Source organism: Streptomyces sp. NPDC030165 (genome assembly GCF_055573595.1).
On the sequence record NZ_JBVIBD010000036.1, the window covers coordinates 43,540 to 60,599 of the forward strand.

Here is a 17,060-nt window from a genome sequence, read left to right on the forward strand (position 1 = left end):
TCTGCCGCCGTCAGCCCTCGGCCTCGGCCGACCCGATCAGCTCGCGGGTCTCCTTCACGTCGACCGCCATCCGCTCCAGCAGCCCGTCGAGCGTCTCGAACTTCTCCATGCCGCGCAGGTACGCGTAGAAGTCCACCGCGACGTGCAGGCCGTACAGCTCCAGGCCGACGCGGTCGATGGCGTGCGCCTCGACGGTCCGTGCGGTGCCGTCGAACTGCGGGTTGGTGCCGACCGAGATGGCGGCCGGCATCTTCTCGCCGTCCGCGTGCAGCCAGCCCGCGTACACCCCGTCCGCCGGGATGGCGGTGTGCGGCAGCGTCTCCACGTTCGCCGTCGGGAAGCCCAGCTCGCGGCCGCGCTGCGCGCCGCGCACCACGACGCCCTCGACGCGGTGCGGCCGTCCCAGGACCTCGCGCGCGCCCGCGACGTCGCCCTCGGCGACCAGCCGCCGGGTCAGGGTCGAGGAGAACGGCTCGCCGCCGCCCGCGGCCCCGCGCTCGAACAGGTCGACGACCTCGACCGCGTAGTCGTATGTGCCGCCCAGCTCGGCGAGCGTTTCGACGGTGCCCGCAGCCTTGTGCCCGAAGCGGAAGTTCGGCCCTTCGACGACGAGCTGCGCATGCAACTTGTCGACCAGCACCTTGACCACGAAGTCGGCCGGGGCCAGCTTCGAGAACTCGGTGGTGAACGGCAGGATCAGCACGGCGTCCACGCCGAGGCCCGCCATCAGCTCCGCGCGCCGCTCGTGCGGCGCCAGCAGCGGCGGGTGGGTGCCGGGCCGTACGACCTCGCTGGGGTGCGGGTCGAAGGTGACCACCACGGCCGGCAGGCCCAGCTCCCGGGCGCGCGCCACCGTCTTCCCGATGATCAGCTGGTGCCCGCGGTGCACGCCGTCGTAGGAGCCGATGGTGACGACGCTGCGTCCCCAGCCCTCGGGGATGTCCTCCAAGCCACGCCAGCGCTGCACTGTGCCCGCTCCTCGCCAGAACTCTCGTCCGTCACTGCGCCGGGAAGAACCCGGTCGGATCCGGGCACCCTCGGCCTTACGCAGGTCTAAGACTGCCATGCCTCGTGCATCGCTTCGCGGGAAGGGTCACCTCGCTTCTGTGGAGTGCGGCACCCTACGGCGCGCGTTCCGCCGTCCCGACCCGCGCGTGTCACCCGCACGCCGGAGCACGCACCGCCGCCCGCGCCCCGGCGGACACCGGGGGAGCTGCCGTCCCGGTGCGGATACGGCGACGGGCGGCGCCATGAGCACGGCACCGCCCGTCGTACTGCTCCGAGGCCTGGGCCACGGTCCTGAGCTACGCCGCGAAGACCGCCAGGCTCTTCGCCCGGCCGCCCTGGTTCTCCAGCAGCGCCAGGAACGTTCCGTCCGGCGCGAACGCCGCCGCGGGCCGCGCCGGCCCTTCGCCCTCGTCGAACCGCGGCATCGGGATGCGCACACCGTTGGTGAGCAGCCGCGCCTGGTCGAGCGTGACGTCCCAGCGCGGGAAGGCCGCGGCCGCCGCCTCGCCGATCGGCATGACCGGCAGGCCGCCGCCCGTCTCGTCGTCCACGGCCGTCTGCAGCTGCTCCAGCGTGCGGGCCCGGTCGAGCTTGTACGGGCCCACCCGGGTCCGCCGCAGCGCGGTCAGGTGGCCGCCGACGCCGAGGGTCTCCCCCAGGTCACGGGCGAGCGCCCGGATGTACGTACCGGAGGAGCACTCCACCGAGACCAGCAGGTCGGTGACGGGCGTGCCGTCCTCCGCCTCGGCCTCCTCGGCCGAGTACACGACGAAGGAGGAGACGGTCACCGGGCGGGCCGGTATCTCCACGTCCTCGCCGTTGCGCACCCGGGAGTACGACCGCTTGCCGTCGATCTTGATGGCACTGACCTTGGACGGCACCTGCATGATGGCGCCGGTCAGCGCCGCCACACCCGCGTCGATCGCCGCCCGGTCCAGGCCGTGCGCGGCCTTGGACGCGGTGATCTCGCCCTCGGCGTCGTCGGTGACCGACGTCTGGCCCAGCCGGATCGTGCCGACGTACTCCTTCTCGGTCAGCGCGAGGTGCCCGAGCAGCTTCGTGGCGCGCTCGATGCCCAGGACGAGCACGCCCGTCGCCATCGGGTCCAGCGTGCCGGCGTGCCCGACGCGGCGGGTGCGGGCCATGCCCCGCATCTTGGCCACCACGTCGTGCGAGGTGAAGCCGGCCGGCTTGTCGACGATGACCAGGCCGTCCGGCGCCCCCTGCTTGGCGCGGGTGCGCTCCACGCGCTTCGCGCCGGTGTTCTCGCGCTTCATTACGCCGTGGTGTCCTCGTCCTCGTCGCCCGGCTTGCGGTACGGGTCCGCCTCGCCCGCGTACTTCGCGCCCGAGGATGCTTCGCGCACCTTGGCGTCCGAGGCCCGCGCCTTGTCGAGCAGGTCCTCGATGGTCTTGGCGTTCTCCGGCAGCGCGTCCGCGACGAAGGTCAGGGTCGGCGTGAACTTCACGCCCGCCGCCCGGCCGACCTCGGAGCGCAGCACACCCTTGGCGCTCTCCAGTCCGGCCGCCGCGCCGGCCCGGTCCTCGTCGTCGCCGTAGACCGTGTAGAAGACCGTCGCCTCCCGCAGGTCGCCGGTGACCCGGGTGTCCGTGATGGTCACGTGGCTGCCGAGCCGCGGGTCCTTGATGCCGCGCTGCAGCTTCTGGGCGACCACCTCCCGGATGAGGTCCGCCAGCTTCTTCGCCCGCGCATTGTCGGCCACTGGTCCGTCTCCTTCTGTGTCTTTCACCATGGTGCATGTGGCGCCGACGACCCGCTCAGTCGTCATGGTCGCCGTGGATCCGCCGCCGTACCGACAGCAGCTCCACTTCGGGCCGTGCGGCGACCAGGCGCTCGCAGCGGTCCAGTACGTCTGTGAGGTGCCCCGTGTCCCCGGACACCACCGCGAGTCCGATGGTGGCTCTGCGGTGGAGATCCTGCTCGCCGACCTCCGCCACGCTGACCGCGTACTTGCGGTGCAGTTCGGCGACGATCGGGCGGACGACGGAGCGCTTCTCCTTCAGCGACCGTACGTCGCCGAGGAGGAGGTCGAAGGACAGTGTCCCTACGTACATGCGGTGCGGGTAAGGCCACCCGTGGGGCACTAGATGCAGATGTACGAACTGTTCGAACCGTACATGCAACGGCCGGGGCCGATCGACGGAATTTTCCTTCCGCCGACCGGCCCCGGAGGTGAGAGCGTGATCAGCCGCGCGGCTTCTCCCGCATCTCGTACGTCGCGATGACGTCGTCGACCTTGATGTCGTTGAAGTTTCCGAGGTTGATACCGCCCTCGAAGCCTTCCCGGATCTCGGTGACGTCGTCCTTGAAGCGGCGCAGACCCTCGATGTTGAGGTTCTCCGCGACGACCTTGCCGTCGCGGACCAGGCGTGCCTTGGTGTTCCGCTTGACCTCGCCGGAGCGGATGAGAACACCCGCGATGTTGCCCAGCTTGGACGACTTGAAGACCTCGCGGATCTCCGCCGTACCGAGCTCGACCTCTTCGTACTCCGGCTTGAGCATGCCCTTGAGGGCCGCCTCGATCTCCTCGATCGCCTGGTAGATGACCGAGTAGTACCGGACGTCGACGCCCTCGCGCTCGGCCATCTGCGTCGCGCGGCCTTCGGCGCGGACGTTGAAGCCGATCACGATCGCGTCGGAGCCGGACGCCAGGTTGATGTCGGACTCCGTGACCGCACCGACGCCGCGGTGCAGGACCCGGATGTCGACCTCTTCGCCGACGTCGAGCTGGAGCAGCGAGGACTCCAGGGCCTCGACCGAACCGGACGCGTCGCCCTTGATGATGAGGTTGAGCTGCTGCACCTCGCCGGCCTTGAGCACCTTGTCCAGGTCCTCCAGCGACACCCGGCGGGTGCGCTTGGCGAACGCGGCGTTGCGCTCACGGGCGGCGCGCTTCTCGGCGATCTGGCGGGCCGTACGGTCCTCGTCGACCACCAGGAAGTTGTCGCCGGCACCCGGGACGTTGGTCAGACCCAGCACCAGGACGGGGGTCGAGGGACCCGCTTCCTGCACGTTCTGGCCCTTGTCGTCGAGCATCGCCCGGACGCGGCCGTACGCGTCGCCGGCCACCATCGTGTCACCGACGCGCAGCGTGCCGCGCTGGACCAGGACGGTCGCCACGGCGCCGCGGCCACGGTCGAGGTGGGCCTCGATCGCGATGCCCTGCGCGTCCTGCTCGGCGTTGGCCCGCAGGTCGAGCGAGGCGTCCGCGGTCAGGACCACAGCCTCCAGCAGCTCCTCGATGTTCAGGCCCTGGCGCGCGGAGATGTCGACGAACATCGTGTCGCCGCCGTACTCCTCTGCCACCAGGCCGTACTCGGTGAGCTGGCCGCGCACCTTGGTCGGGTCCGCGCCCTCGACGTCGATCTTGTTGACCGCGACCACGATCGGCACGTCGGCCGCCTTGGCGTGGTTCAGGGCCTCGATCGTCTGCGGCATCACACCGTCGTTGGCCGCCACCACGAGGATCGCGATGTCGGTCGACTTGGCACCACGGGCACGCATGGCGGTGAACGCCTCGTGACCCGGGGTGTCGATGAAGGTGATGCGCCGCTCTTCGTCGTTGACCTCGGTCGCGACCTGGTAGGCACCGATGTGCTGGGTGATGCCGCCAGCCTCGCCCGCGATGACGTTCGTCTTGCGGATCGCGTCCAGCAGTCGCGTCTTACCGTGGTCGACGTGACCCATGACGGTCACCACCGGCGGACGCGCGACGAGCATCTCCTCGCCGCCCTCGTTCTCGCCGAAGTCGATGTCGAACGACTCCAGGAGCTCGCGGTCCTCCTCCTCCGGGGAGACGATCTCGACGACGTAGTTCATCTCCTCGCCGAGGAGCGTGAGCGTCTCGTCGGAGACGGACTGCGTCGCGGTGACCATCTCACCCAGGTTCAGCATGACCTGGACGAGCGACGCCGGGTTGGCGTTGATCTTCTCGGCGAAGTCGGTCAGCGAGGCACCGCGCGACAGGCGGACCGTCGCACCGTTGCCGCGGGGCAGCATGACACCGCCCACCGACGGGGCCTGCATGGCCTCGTACTCCTGACGGCGCTGCCGCTTCGACTTGCGGCCGCGGCGCGCGGGACCGCCGGGGCGGCCGAAGGCGCCCTGCGTGCCACCACGGCCACCGGGACCACCCGGACGGCCACCGAAGCCGGGACGACCGCCGAAGCCGCCGCCACCACCGGGGCCGCCGCCACCGGGACGACCGGCGAAACCGCCGCCGCCACCCGGACGACCGCCACCGCCGCCACCGGGACGACCGGCGAAGCCGCCGCCACCGGGACGACCGCCGCCACCGGGACGACCTGCGCCACCGGGACCGCGACCGCCGCCGCCACCGGGACCCGGACGCGGGCCGGCGGCCGGGCTCTTGGGCATCATGCCCGGGTTGGGGCGGTTACCGCCGCCGGGACGCGGGCCACCCTGGCCGGCGCCCTGCGGACGGGGCATGCCGCCCGGGGTCGGACGGTTGCCTCCGGGAGCCTGCGGACGGGGACCGCCCTGGCCACCCTGGCCGCCCTGCGGGCGCGGGCCGCCGGGAGCACCCTGGCCGCCGGGGCGCGGCGCGCCACCGGGACGGGGAGCCTGCGGACGGGCCATGCCGGTGGAGCCACCGGAGGTGAAGGGGTTGTTGCCCGGACGCGGGCCGGACGGGCGGTTGCCGCCGGGACGCGGGGCGCCGCCCTGGCGGTCGCCGCCGGGACGGGGTGCGTTGCCGCGGCCCTGACCACCCTGGCCGCCGCCCTGGCCGCCCTGCGGGCGGGCCGGACGCGGGCCGGGGGTGGCGCCCGGCTTGGGAGCCGGGGCCGACGGCGGGGCCTGGAACTCGGGCTGCGCGGGCGCGGCCGGAGCGGGCTTGGGCGCCGGGGCCTTGGGGCCCGGCGTGGGACGGGGACCCGGGGCCGGGGCCGACTTCGGGGCCTCGGCGGGGGCCGCGGGGGCCTCCGGAGTCTGGGTCGCCTCGGGGGCGGCCGGTGCCGGAGCCGCGGGGCCCGGCTTGGGGGCACCCGGCTTGGGGGCACCCGGACGTGCGGCCTGCGCCGGGGACGGCGCGGACGGCTTCGCGGGCGCGCTCTTGCGCGGCGCCGCGGGCTTGCCGGCGGCACGGCCGTTGCCGTTGCCTGCCTGGAAAGCGTCGGTCAGCTTTCGAACAACCGGCGCCTCGATCGTCGAGGACGCCGAACGGACGAATTCACCAAGTTCTTGGAGCTTGGCCATGACGACCTTGCTCTCCACTCCGAACTCCTTGGCGAGTTCGTATACCCGGACCTTAGCCACTTCGCTCCTTCTAGGTCCGGGTGTCCACCGGACCGTCGCTACTTCATGGGCGTACTCATCGCGTACTCATCGAGTGCTCATCGCAATCTCGACCTACTTCCGACTCGCGAGGTACCTGACCGCACGGTTTTCCGTGCGCTGTGCTTTCTTACGGTGTTGCCTGATCAACCGGTGCGGCTTGATCAACATGCGCCCCTTCGACGAACCGGCGCAAGGCCGTCGCATCGAACGGTCCCCGGCCCCGGAAGGCCCGGGGGAAGACCCGGCGGCGGACCGCCAGGTCGAGACAGACCCGGGTTCGGTGCACATAAGCACCCCGGCCGGGCAGCGTACCGCGAGGATCGGGGACACACTCACCCTCGATCGCCACGATCCGCAACAGATCGCCCTTGGCCGCTCGCTCCCGGCACCCCACACAGGTGCGCTCAGGGCGTGCGCGGGCATGCGTCCGGCCAGACACTGCTCTAGTCTACCTCCCCGCGCCGACCTCACCCCTACGGGGTAATGCCCGAACGGTCGCTCAAAATTCCGGTGGGCTGCCACCGATTTTCGGCTGCGGCCGCACCCCTACGCTCCCTGACCGCCACCGGGCGCGGGCCGTACCCGTCCCGGCGGCGGCTCGGGATCACTCCTGTCCCGCGCCCTGGTCGGTGTCCGGGCGGATGTCGATCCGCCAGCCGGTGAGCCGGGCGGCGAGCCGGGCGTTCTGCCCTTCCTTGCCGATGGCCAGCGAGAGCTGGTAGTCGGGAACCGTCACCCGGGCGGAGCGCGCCGCGAGGTCGACGATCTCGACCTTGCTGACCCGGGCGGGCGACAGGGCGTGCGCCACCAGCTCGGCCGGGTCGTCCGACCAGTCGACGATGTCGATCTTCTCGCCGTGCAGCTCGGCCATGACCGCGCGCACCCGGCCGCCCATCGGGCCGATGCAGGCGCCCTTGGCGTTCAGCCCGGAGCGGGTGGACCGTACGGCGATCTTGGTGCGGTGGCCCGCCTCACGGGCGATGGCCGAGATCTCCACCGAACCGTCGGCGATCTCCGGCACCTCCATGGCGAAGAGCTTCTTCACCAGGTTGGGGTGGGTGCGCGAGAGCGTCACGGACGGGCCGCGCACGCCCTTGACCACCCGGACGACGTACGAGCGCAGCCGGGTGCCGTGCGCGTACTCCTCGCCGGGGACCTGCTCCTGCGCCGGCAGGATGGCCTCCAGCTTGCCGATGTCGACCAGCACGTTCTTCGGGTCCCGGCCCTGCTGGACGACGCCCATGACGACGTCGCCCTCACGCCCGGCGTACTCGCCGAAGGTGATCTCCTCCTCGGCGTCCCGCAGCCGCTGGAGGATGACCTGCTTGGCGGTGGTCGCCGCGATCCGGCCGAAGCCGGACGGGGTGTCGTCGAACTCACGGGGCTCGGCGCCCTCTTCGAGGTCGGCCGGGTCCTCCTTGGCCCACACCGTCACATGGCCGGTGTTGCGGTCCAGCTCCACCCGCGCGTGGCGGCGGCTTCCCTCGGTACGGTGGTACGCGATGAGGAGGGCCGACTCGATGGCCGCGACCAGCAGGTCGAACGAGATCTCCTTCTCCCGTACCAAACCCCGCAGGGCACTCATGTCGATGTCCACGGCTACGCCTCCTCCTGGCTCTCGTCGTTCTGCTCGGCGCGGTCGTCGCGCCCCTTGTCCTGCTTGCGGTTGAACTCGATCTCCACGCGCGCCTTGGCGATCTCGGCGAAGGCGACCCGCCGGGCGGTGGGCTTGCGCCCCTTCACGCCCGGCACCTCCAGGTCCAGGCCCTCGTCGTCCATGGCGGTGATACGCGCCACCAGTTCGCCGCCCTCGTGGAGTTGAGCCCTGATGAGGCGGCCGACGGCGCGGCGGTAGTGCCGCGGCTCGGTCAGCGGACGGTCGGCTCCGGGGGAGGTGACCTCCAGCGTGTACGGGGCGCCGCCCATCACGTCGGAGTCGTCGAGCGCCTGCGACGCCTCGCGGCTCAGCTCGGCACACTCGTCCAGCTGCACGCCGTCGTCGGAGTCGACCACGATCCTCAGCACACGCCGCTTTCCGGCCGGTGTCACCTCGATCTCTTCCAGATCCAGGTCTCGCGCGGCGACGAGCGGTTCAAGCAGTCCGCGCAGCCTCTCGCTCTGGGTGGTGCTCATCCGGGTGACTCCTCGGCCGCGTGTGCTGTTGTGGGAAGGTCGCGTGTCGGGTCAAAGCCTAGCTGTTCCGGCGGGGTACTGACGATTCGGTGGCCGGTCACGGATACGCTCGCCTGCGGTGATCACTACGGACGCCCCCACCGAAGACCCCGGGAAGTCACACGTGCACAACGTCGCGCACACGCGCAGGAGGACCTTGCTGGCCGGCTCCGTGCTCGGCGGGGCGGCGCTGCTGCTCACCGGCTGCTCGGAGGATTCCGGGCCCGGCGCGGGCAGGAAGGACGCGGACGCGGCGGCGGACGCCCGGCTGCGCGGGCAGGCCGCGCGGGACAGCTCCGCGCTGCTCGCCCGGTACGACGCGACGCTCGCCGCGCACCCCGGGCTCGGCGAGCGGCTGCGGCCGCTGCGGACCGAAGTGGCCCGGCACGCGGCGGCGTTCGGTGCCCCTGCCGCGCCTTCCGCGTCCGGCGGTTCGTCCGCCGGTCCGTCCACGCTGCCCCGTACGGGCGCGTCGGCCTCCTCCCCCGCCCCCTCCGCGCCCGCCGTCCCGCCCGACGAGAAGCAGGCGCGTACGGACCTCGCGGCGGCGGAGCGGCGTACCGCGGACGCCCGCGCCGCGGCCCTGGTGGACGCGCCGCCGGAGCTGGCCAGGCTGCTGGCGTCGGTCGCGGCGGCGGGCGCGGCGCACGCGTACCTGCTCGCGGAGGACGGCGCGTGAGGCACGCCGGAGCGGCGGGCGGCCGCACGACGGGACAGCGGCCGGGGCAGGGCCCGGCCACGGAAGGGGCACAGCGATGCTGACAACCAGGGCGGCGCGTACCGATGCGGCGGAGGGGGGCGCGCGCGGCGCCGAGCTGCGGGCGCTCCAGGCCGCGCTGGCGGCCGAGCACGCGGCCGTGTACGGCTACGGCGTGGTCGGCGGCCGGATCGGCGAGGACCGGCGCGAGGAGGCGCGGGAGGGGTATGACGCGCACCGCGCGCGCCGGGACGCGCTCCGGCGCGGGGTACGGGACCTGGGCGGCACCCCGCAGGCCGCCGCGGCCGCGTACGAGCTGCCGTTCCCGGTGCCGGACGCGGCGGCCGCGGCCCGGCTGGCCGCGGAGCTGGAGGACCGGGTGGCGGCCGTGTACGCCGATCTCGTCCGGGACGGTGACGGCGCGCGGCGCCGGGACGCGGCGGGGGCGCTGCGCGAGGCCGCGGTGCGTGCGGTGCGCTGGCGCGGCAGCGGCGTAGCCTTCCCTGGGCTCGCGGAACGGGCCGGGGGCGCCGGCACCCCGTCCGGCGCGGCGCCCGGCGCCGCCGCGGACCGGCACTGACGACCGCCCCTGTACCGGGGGGCACCGAACGTCCACCGAAAGGGACAGCACAGGCATGGCTACGGCACCCATCGAACCGCCGCGACGGCTGGTGAGCGCGCTCGGCGGCGATCCGGACGGACCGGCCGGTGCCTGGCTGGAAGCTCTGCCCGGCCTGGTCCAACAGCGCCTGGAAGCGTGGGAGTTGACGCCGGAGCGGGTGCACGAACCGGGCGGGCGCAGCAGTCTGCTGGTGTACGTGCGGCAGGCCGACGGGACGCCGGCCGCGCTGAAGTTCCCGGCGCCCGGCCGTGCGCCGGCGCACGAGGGCGCGGCGCTGGCGCAGTGGGACGGCTGGGGCGCGGCACGCCTGCTGCGCACCGACGAGGACAGCGGTGCGCTGCTCCTGGAGCGTTTGCAGGGCGCGGTGTCCCTGCGCTCGCTGCCGGAGGCGAAGGCGCTGCTGGAGGCGGCGGGGACGGTACGGCGGCTGTGGGTGCCGCCGGCCGACGGCCACCCGTTCGCGTCACTGGCGGACCGTACGGAGGAGACCGTCGGGGAGCTGCGCGCCCTCGGGTCGGAGACCCCCGCCGCGGGGCCGCTGCTGGACGAGAGCCTGGAGCTGCGCCGGGCGCTGCCGGCCGACGCCCCCGAGGAGGTGCTGCTGCACGGCGCGTTCCGGCAGGGCAAGGTGCTGGCCGGGGAGCGGACGCCGTGGCTGGCCGTCGGTCCGGCGCCGGTGGTCGGCGAGCGGGCGTACGACCTGGCCTGGCTGGTACTGGACCGTTTCGAGGACCTGGCGGCCGGCTCGGGAGCCGCGTCGGCGGCCCGGCGGCGGGTGGCCAAGCTGGCGGACTCCCTGGACGTGGACCGCGACCGCCTGCGCAGTTGGACGCTGTACCGGGCGGTGGACTCGGGGGTGCGCGAGATGACGACGCCGGGCGGCGACGCACAGCGCGGCGAGCTGCTGCTGGAGTTCGCCACGTGGCTGTAGCTCCCGGAGTGCGCCACGTGGCCGCAGAAGGGCGCTGACGGCCGGTGGCCGGGCGGGACCGTCTCCTGGTCCCGCCCGGCCACCGGGCTGTTCCTCGCCGGTCAGGCGCTCAGCCGGGCCACGGCCTCCTCGACCGTCAGCTCCTCGCGCTCGCCCGTACAGCGGTCCTTCAGCTCGACGACGCCCTCGCCGGCGCGGCGGCCCGCGACCAGGATCTTCGGGACGCCCAGCAGCTCGGCGTCGGTGAACTTCACCCCCGGCGAGACGCCCGCCCGGTCGTCCACCAGGACGCGCAGGCCCGCGGCGCCGAGCTTGTCACCGACCTCCAGGGCCAGCTCGGTCTGCTTGGCCTTGCCCGCGGCGACCACGTGCACGTCGGCCGGGGCGACCTCGGCGGGCCAGCACAGGCCTGACTCGTCGAAGGTCTGCTCGGCGAGGGCCGCGACGGCGCGCGAGACGCCGATGCCGTACGAGCCCATCGTGACGCGCACGGGCTTGCCGTTCTGGCCGAGCACGTCCAGCTCGAAGGCGTCCGCGTACTTGCGGCCCAGCTGGAAGATGTGGCCGATTTCGATCGCCCGGTCGATGCGCAGGCCCGCGCCGCACTTGGGGCAGGGGTCGCCCGGCTCGACCACGACGACGTCCAGGTATTCGTCGACCTCGAAGTCACGGCCCGCGACGACGTTGCGCGCGTGCTTGCCGTCCTTGTTGGCGCCGGTGATCCAGGCGGTGCCGGGGGCGACCCGCGGGTCGGCGAGGTACTTGAAGGACTTGCCTGCCAGGCCCTGCGGGCCGACGTAGCCGCGCACGAGGTCGTCGCGGCCGGTGAAGTCCTCGGCGGTGACCAGTTCGACCGTGGCCGGGGCCAGATGCTCGCCCAGCTTGCCGAGGTCCACCTCGCGGTCCCCGGGCACGCCCACCGCGACGATCTCGCCGTCGACCTTGACCAGCAGGTTCTTCAGCGTGGCGGCGGCCGGTACGCCCAGGTGCCCGGCCAGCGTCTCGATGGTCGGGGTGTCCGGGGTGTCCAGCTCCTCGACGGGGCCGTGCGCGGAGCCGTCCACCGCCGGGACGGTGACCGTGACGGCCTCGGTGTTGGCCGCGTAGTCACAGGCCGGGCAGTCCACGAAGGTGTCCTCGCCGGCCGCGGCGGGGGCCAGGAACTCCTCGGAGGCGGAGCCGCCCATGGCGCCGGAGACGGCGGAGACGATGCGGTAGTCCAGGCCCAGGCGCTGGAAGATCTTCTGGTACGCCTCGCGGTGCAGGCGGTACGACTCGGCCAGGCCCTCGTCGGTGGTGTCGAAGCTGTACGAGTCCTTCATCTGGAACTCGCGGCCGCGCAGCACGCCGGAGCGCGGGCGGGCCTCGTCGCGGTACTTGGTCTGGATCTGGTACAGCATCACCGGCAGGTCCTTGTAGGACGTGCACTGGTCCTTGACCATGAGGGTGAAGATCTCTTCGTGGGTGGGCCCCAGGAGGTAGTCCGCGCCCTTGCGGTCCTTGAGCCGGAAGAGCTGGTCGCCGTACTCCTCCCAGCGGCCGGTGGCCTCGTAGGGCTCCTTGGGCAGCAGGGCCGGCAGCAGCACCTCCTGAGCGCCGATCGCGTCCATCTCCTCGCGGATGATGCGCGACACGTTCTCCAGCACCTTCTTGCCCAGCGGCAGCCAGGTCCAGATGCCGGCGGAGGTGCGGCGGACGTAGCCGGCGCGCACGAGCAGCTTGTGGCTGGCGGTCTCGGCGTCGGCCGGGTCGTCGCGCAGCGTCTTGATCATCAACCGGGACATGCGCTGGACCTGGGCCATGGTGATTCTCCTGCGTAAGAAAGGTGACTGCCGCGAGGTTATCCGGAGGGGCATGCCCCACGGAAATGGGATCCGCCCCCGCCCGGCCGCGAATCCGTCAGCGTTCGAGCGGCAGGAGCGCGCCCATCACCGCGTACGGCAGCGGGGCGCTCGGGAACAGGACGCGGCGGGCCAGGTCGCGGTAGCCCAGGGAGCGGTACAGGCCGCGGGCCGGGCTGTCGGTGTCGATGGCGGACAGGATGCTGCGCGGCTCGGCGGCGTCGTCGGTGATGCGGGTGATCAGTTCGCGGCCGATGCGCCGGTTCTGGAAGGCGGGCAGCACGTGCAGTTCGGTGATCACGAAGGAGTCGTCGAGCCAGTGGTCCCGCTCCTGGGAGCGCAGGTACGGCTCGACGACCGTGGACCACCAGTGCGTACGGCTGTTGGGCATCCCGTAGACGAAGCCGACCAGGCGCCCGCCGGGGGTGGTGGCGCCGAGGGCGCGGGCCCCGGGGTCGGCCAGGTGCCGCAGGACGATGTGGCGGCGGACGCCGATCTCGTCGTCGGTCAGTCCGAACGCCAGTGCCTGCACGGCGAGCGCGTCGTCCACGCGGGCAGCGAGATCCAGGGGGCCGACCGCGACGTCATCCATGGTCGGGAGCGTACAAGGCACCGGGCCGTAAGACGATCGGCCGGCGGGCCCGGTGCGACGGCCGGCCGCGGGTGTCTCAGAACAGCACGCTCATGAAGGCGCCGGTCTCCTCGAAGCCCACCCGCCGGTACGCGGCCCGGGCGGCCGTGTTGAAGTCGTTCACGTACAGCGAGGCGACCGGCGCGATCTCGGTGAGGGCGTAGCGCAGCACGGCGGCCATGCCGGTCTCCGAGAGGCCTTTGCCGCGGTACTCGGGGGCCACCCAGACGCCCTGGATCTGGCAGGCCCGCCGGGTGGCGGCGCCGATCTCGGCCTTGAAGACCACCTTGCCGTCGTCGACACGGGCGAAGGACCGCCCGGTACCGACCAGCTCGGCGACGCGCGCCTGGTAGAGCAGCCCGCCGTCGCCGGCCAGCGGCGAGATGCCGACCTCCTCGGTGAACATCGCCACGCACGCGGGCATGATCAGGTCCATCTCGTGCTTGCCGATGCGCCGGACGTACGGGTCGGGCTCGACCTCGGTCGCGAAGGCGGACGTGACCATCAGGGGCTGGTTCGCGCGCACCTCGCGGGCGGGGCCCCAGTGGGGCTCCAGGAGGGCCCACAGTTCGGCGGTGGGTCCGGCCGGGCCGACGATGGAGGAGCAGCGACGGCCCTGTCGGCGGGCCCGCTCGGCGAAGCCTCGTACCGCTTCGGGGGTGGCGCAGACGGGGACGAGGTTGGCGCCCGCGTAGCACAGCGACTCCAGGCGGCCGTCCGCGTACCAGCCCCACATCTCGCCGCCGAGCCGCCAGGGATCCAGTCCGGCGACCTGGACGCGGGCGGCGACGAAGGCGTTGGCGACGGGGTCGCGGTCCAGTACCGCCAGCGCGTCGTCGAGCTCCCCGGGCTCCAGCACCTTGGTGGTCGTCGTCGTCAGCACGTGTCGGAAAGCCTCACCTTTACGGGCCTGGGAGGCCAGGCGACTGCAGGTCCTGGCACTTTACCTCCCCGGCGGCTGAGCAGCGGATCTGCTGCGGGTACCGCTCCTGTCGCGGTTTACGCACGAGCCCCGCCACCGGTGTGGTCCGGAGGCGGGGCTCGTGGGGAGCGCAGGGCGCCGAAGCGTACGGGCGTCAGCCGGCGATGGAGACCTGGGGCTCGCCGGACGTCACGCCGTCCTTCTCCATCTGCTCGGCGATCTTCATGGCCTCTTCGATGAGCGTCTCGACGATCTTCGACTCGGGCACCGTCTTGATGACCTCGCCCTTGACGAAGATCTGGCCCTTGCCGTTGCCGGAGGCCACGCCCAGGTCCGCCTCGCGGGCCTCTCCGGGACCGTTGACGACGCAGCCCATGACAGCGACGCGCAGCGGCACCTCCATGCCCTCCAGGCCCGCGGTGACCTCGTCGGCGAGCTTGTAGACGTCCACCTGGGCACGGCCGCAGGACGGGCAGGAGACGATCTCCAGACGCCGCGGACGCAGGTTCAGCGACTCCAGGATCTGCAGACCGACCTTGACCTCCTCGGCCGGCGGCGCCGACAGGGAGACGCGGATGGTGTCGCCGATGCCCTCGGAGAGCAGCGCGCCGAAGGCGACGGCGGACTTGATCGTGCCCTGGAAGGCCGGACCGGCCTCGGTCACACCGAGGTGCAGCGGGTAGTCGCACCGCGCCGCCAGCTGCCGGTACGCGTTGACCATCACGACCGGGTCGTTGTGCTTGACCGAGATCTTGATGTCCCGGAAACCGTGCTCCTCGAACAGCGAGCACTCCCACAGCGCCGACTCCACCAGCGCCTCGGGCGTGGCCTTGCCGTACTTCTGGAGCAGGCGGCGGTCGAGGGAGCCCGCGTTCACGCCGATACGGATCGGGGTCCCCGCGTCGGAGGCCGCCTTGGCGATCTCCTTGACCTTGTCGTCGAACTGCTTGATGTTGCCCGGGTTGACGCGGACCGCCGCGCAGCCCGCGTCGATCGCGGCGAACACGTACTTCGGCTGGAAGTGGATGTCGGCGATGACCGGGATCTGCGACTTCTTCGCGATGACCGGCAGCGCGTCCGCGTCGTCCTGGGTCGGACAGGCGACCCGGACGATCTGGCAGCCGGAGGCGGTCAGCTCGGCGATCTGCTGGAGCGTCGCCCCGATGTCGGACGTGCGCGTGGTCGTCATCGACTGCACCGAGACCGGTGCGTCTCCGCCCACGGCGACCGGACCGACCTGGATCTGGCGGCTGACCCGGCGGTCGGCCAGCTTGGTCGGTACGTCCGGCATTCCCAGTGAAATGGCAGTCATCTGGCGAGCAACCCCAAGGTGTGGATCTAGGTCCCGAGATCGGCGGGCTCCGGTCTTCGAGATTACGGCACGACCGTCGCCGTGGGCACATCGATCCCCTCCCGCCCCCCGTGGGGGGGCGGAGGAGCACCCATGTGCGCGGTTTGGGCGGCCGGGAGCGGGACAGCGCCCCGCCTTACGTCAGCTTCACCGGATTCACCACGTCCGCCACCAGCACCAGCAGCGTGAAGCAGATGAAGATCCCGGCGACCACGTAGGCGACCGGCATGAGCTTGGCCACGTCGAAGGGGCCGGGGTCGGGGCGGCGGAAGACGCGGGCGAAGGCGCGGCGCACCGACTCCCACAGCGCGCCCGCGATGTGGCCGCCGTCCAGCGGCAGCAGCGGAAGCATGTTGAACAGGAAGAGGGAGAGGTTGAAGCCGGCGACCAGGAAGAGCATGGTCGCCACCCGCTGCTCCGGCGGGATGTTCAGCGAGAAGACCTCGCCGCCGACGCGGGCCGCGCCGACCACGCCCATCGGGGAGTCCTGCTTGCGCTCGCCGCCGTTGAAGGCGGCGTCCCACAGGTCGGGGACCTTGGCGGGCAGGTGGACCAGCGACTGGACGCCCTGCTCGACCATGCTGCCCATCCGGTCCACGGACTGGCCGAAGGTCTGCGGGACGACGCCGGTGGCCGGGGTGAAGCCGAGGAAGCCCGCGGTGACGTACTCCCCCGGCACGTACGCGCCGTGGCCGTCGGTCTTGGCGACCTTGTTCTCGATCAGGTTCGCGTGCAGCTGCTGCCGCTTGCCGTCCCGCTCGATGGTGATCGTCGCGGGTCCGGTGGTGTCCCGGATGCTCTGCTGGAGGGTCGCCCAGTCCGGTACGGGCTTGCCGTCGAAGTCGACGATCTTGTCACCGGCGCGCAGGCCGGCGGCCTTGGCCGGGGAGTCCTTGGCACCCGCGGTGCACTTGTCGGTCTTGGCGGAGGCCGCGATGACGCAGTCCGAGACCGAGCCGACCTGGGTGGTCTGGGTGTTGATGCCGAAGCCCATCAGCACGCTCATGAAGATCACGACCGCGAGGATCAGGTTCATGAACGGCCCGGCGAACATCACGATGACGCGCTTCCAGGGCTTGCGCGTGTAGAACAGCCGCTTCTCGTCGCCCGGCTGCAGCTCCTCGAAGGCGGCCGAACGGGCGTCCTCGATCATGCCGCGCCACGGGGAGGTGGAACGGGCCTGCAGGGCGCCGTCCTCCCCCGGCGGGAACATGCCGATCATGCGGATGTAGCCACCGAGCGGTATGGCCTTGATGCCGTACTCGGTGTCCCCCTTGCGGCGTGAGAAGAGCGTCGGACCGAAGCCCACCATGTACTGCGGCACCCGGATGCCGAACATCTTGGCCGTGGACAGGTGTCCCAGCTCGTGCCAGGCGATCGAGAAGAGCAGGCCGACGACGAAGACGACTATGCCCAGAATGGTCATCCAGGTCGTCATGCGCGAGCCTCCGATGTCGTACGGGCCGCACGGGCGGCCAGCTCACGGGCGCGGGCGCGCGCCCAGGTTTCCGCCTGCAAGACGTCCGCGACCGTCAGGGAGGTTCCCCGGGCCGGCGTACCGTGCTC

At 72.2% G+C, this 17,060-nt stretch carries 16 protein-coding genes and 1 pseudogene; 3 read left to right on the top strand and 14 right to left on the bottom strand.

Features of this window, described 5'->3' with window-relative positions; all coding sequences use genetic code 11:
- Positions 1-10 precede the first annotated feature (10 nt).
- The 8 genes from ACZ4Z1_RS39090 to rimP all read right to left on the bottom strand — a co-directional run bounded on the left by ACZ4Z1_RS39090 (position 11) and on the right by rimP (position 8,460).
- Positions 11-967 (bottom strand): bifunctional riboflavin kinase/FAD synthetase, encoded by a 957-nt coding sequence (locus ACZ4Z1_RS39090; protein ID WP_468491451.1) that lies wholly within the window; start codon positions 965-967, stop codon positions 11-13.
- 337 nt (positions 968-1,304) lie between these two features.
- Positions 1,305-2,285: a tRNA pseudouridine(55) synthase TruB gene (gene truB, locus ACZ4Z1_RS39095; protein WP_468491452.1), complete on the bottom strand. Its 981-nt coding sequence runs from the start codon at positions 2,283-2,285 to the stop codon at positions 1,305-1,307.
- Positions 2,285-2,731, bottom strand: a complete 447-nt coding sequence (rbfA, locus tag ACZ4Z1_RS39100; RefSeq protein WP_468491453.1) for a 30S ribosome-binding factor RbfA — start codon at positions 2,729-2,731, stop codon at positions 2,285-2,287. The genes truB and rbfA overlap by 1 nt, the downstream gene beginning before the upstream one ends.
- Before the next feature lie 55 nt (positions 2,732-2,786).
- Entirely contained in the window at positions 2,787-3,083 is a 297-nt protein-coding gene (locus ACZ4Z1_RS39105; RefSeq protein WP_030024331.1) for a DUF503 domain-containing protein, read from the bottom strand.
- A 130-nt stretch (positions 3,084-3,213) separates the two neighbouring features.
- Positions 3,214-6,306, bottom strand: coding sequence for a translation initiation factor IF-2 (infB, locus tag ACZ4Z1_RS39110; RefSeq protein ID WP_468491454.1), 3,093 nt, complete (start codon positions 6,304-6,306; stop codon positions 3,214-3,216).
- Positions 6,307-6,454: 148 nt separating this feature from the next.
- Positions 6,455-6,766 carry a YlxR family protein gene (locus ACZ4Z1_RS39115; protein WP_468491455.1) on the bottom strand — a complete coding sequence of 104 codons (312 nt, stop codon included), beginning with the start codon at positions 6,764-6,766 and terminating at the stop codon, positions 6,455-6,457.
- A 165-nt stretch (positions 6,767-6,931) separates the two neighbouring features.
- Positions 6,932-7,924, bottom strand: coding sequence for a transcription termination factor NusA (nusA, locus tag ACZ4Z1_RS39120; RefSeq protein ID WP_468491456.1), 993 nt, complete (start codon positions 7,922-7,924; stop codon positions 6,932-6,934).
- Between the two features lie 2 nt (positions 7,925-7,926).
- Positions 7,927-8,460 (bottom strand): ribosome maturation factor RimP, encoded by a 534-nt coding sequence (gene rimP, locus ACZ4Z1_RS39125; protein ID WP_365847617.1) that lies wholly within the window; start codon positions 8,458-8,460, stop codon positions 7,927-7,929.
- A gap of 121 nt (positions 8,461-8,581) precedes the next feature.
- On the opposite strand from rimP, the gene ACZ4Z1_RS39130 reads away from it, so the two are divergent.
- From ACZ4Z1_RS39130 to ACZ4Z1_RS39140, 3 genes are all read left to right on the top strand, one after another.
- Positions 8,582-9,178 carry a hypothetical protein gene (locus ACZ4Z1_RS39130; RefSeq protein WP_468491465.1) on the top strand — a complete coding sequence of 199 codons (597 nt, stop codon included), beginning with the start codon at positions 8,582-8,584 and terminating at the stop codon, positions 9,176-9,178.
- 76 nt (positions 9,179-9,254) lie between these two features.
- Positions 9,255-9,776 (top strand): ferritin-like domain-containing protein, encoded by a 522-nt coding sequence (locus tag ACZ4Z1_RS39135; RefSeq protein WP_468491457.1) that lies wholly within the window; start codon positions 9,255-9,257, stop codon positions 9,774-9,776.
- Positions 9,777-9,831: 55 nt separating this feature from the next.
- Positions 9,832-10,749 (top strand): aminoglycoside phosphotransferase family protein, encoded by a 918-nt coding sequence (locus ACZ4Z1_RS39140; protein ID WP_468491458.1) that lies wholly within the window; start codon positions 9,832-9,834, stop codon positions 10,747-10,749.
- A 101-nt stretch (positions 10,750-10,850) separates the two neighbouring features.
- Here ACZ4Z1_RS39140 and ACZ4Z1_RS39145 read toward each other — a convergent pair whose 3' ends face one another.
- The 6 genes and pseudogenes from ACZ4Z1_RS39145 to ACZ4Z1_RS39170 form a co-directional block, all read right to left on the bottom strand.
- The gene (locus ACZ4Z1_RS39145) at positions 10,851-12,551 is read right to left on the bottom strand and encodes a proline--tRNA ligase (RefSeq protein ID WP_468491459.1); all 1,701 of its coding nucleotides are present in this window, start codon (positions 12,549-12,551) and stop codon (positions 10,851-10,853) included.
- 97 nt (positions 12,552-12,648) lie between these two features.
- Positions 12,649-13,182, bottom strand: a complete 534-nt coding sequence (locus tag ACZ4Z1_RS39150; RefSeq protein ID WP_468491460.1) for a GNAT family N-acetyltransferase — start codon at positions 13,180-13,182, stop codon at positions 12,649-12,651.
- A 76-nt stretch (positions 13,183-13,258) separates the two neighbouring features.
- On the bottom strand, positions 13,259-14,104 hold the full coding sequence (locus ACZ4Z1_RS39155; protein ID WP_468491461.1) for a GNAT family N-acetyltransferase: 846 nt from the start codon (positions 14,102-14,104) through the stop codon (positions 13,259-13,261).
- Between the two features lie 193 nt (positions 14,105-14,297).
- Positions 14,298-15,455 (bottom strand): flavodoxin-dependent (E)-4-hydroxy-3-methylbut-2-enyl-diphosphate synthase, encoded by a 1,158-nt coding sequence (gene ispG / locus ACZ4Z1_RS39160; protein ID WP_468491462.1) that lies wholly within the window; start codon positions 15,453-15,455, stop codon positions 14,298-14,300.
- A gap of 175 nt (positions 15,456-15,630) precedes the next feature.
- Entirely contained in the window at positions 15,631-16,932 is a 1,302-nt protein-coding gene (locus ACZ4Z1_RS39165) for a M50 family metallopeptidase (protein ID WP_468491463.1), read from the bottom strand.
- A pseudogene (locus tag ACZ4Z1_RS39170) lies at positions 16,929-17,060 on the bottom strand (1-deoxy-D-xylulose-5-phosphate reductoisomerase); the annotation flags it as partial. The pseudogene ACZ4Z1_RS39170 and the gene ACZ4Z1_RS39165, both read right to left, overlap by 4 nt.

Excerpts from the sequence above, each read along its gene's own strand:
- truB (WP_468491452.1), bottom strand. The coding sequence starts at position 2,285 with ATGAAGCGCGAGAACACCGGCGCGAAGCGCGTGGAGCGCACCCGCGCC.
- ACZ4Z1_RS39105 (WP_030024331.1), bottom strand. The coding sequence starts at position 3,083 with ATGTACGTAGGGACACTGTCCTTCGACCTCCTCCTCGGCGACGTACGG.
- rimP (WP_365847617.1), bottom strand. The coding sequence starts at position 8,460 with ATGAGCACCACCCAGAGCGAGAGGCTGCGCGGACTGCTTGAACCGCTC.
- ACZ4Z1_RS39135 (WP_468491457.1), top strand. The coding sequence starts at position 9,255 with ATGCTGACAACCAGGGCGGCGCGTACCGATGCGGCGGAGGGGGGCGCG.
- ACZ4Z1_RS39140 (WP_468491458.1), top strand. The coding sequence starts at position 9,832 with ATGGCTACGGCACCCATCGAACCGCCGCGACGGCTGGTGAGCGCGCTC.
- ACZ4Z1_RS39145 (WP_468491459.1), bottom strand. The coding sequence starts at position 12,551 with ATGGCCCAGGTCCAGCGCATGTCCCGGTTGATGATCAAGACGCTGCGC.
- ACZ4Z1_RS39150 (WP_468491460.1), bottom strand. The coding sequence starts at position 13,182 with ATGGATGACGTCGCGGTCGGCCCCCTGGATCTCGCTGCCCGCGTGGAC.
- ispG (WP_468491462.1), bottom strand. The coding sequence starts at position 15,455 with ATGACTGCCATTTCACTGGGAATGCCGGACGTACCGACCAAGCTGGCC.
- ACZ4Z1_RS39165 (WP_468491463.1), bottom strand. The coding sequence starts at position 16,932 with ATGACGACCTGGATGACCATTCTGGGCATAGTCGTCTTCGTCGTCGGC.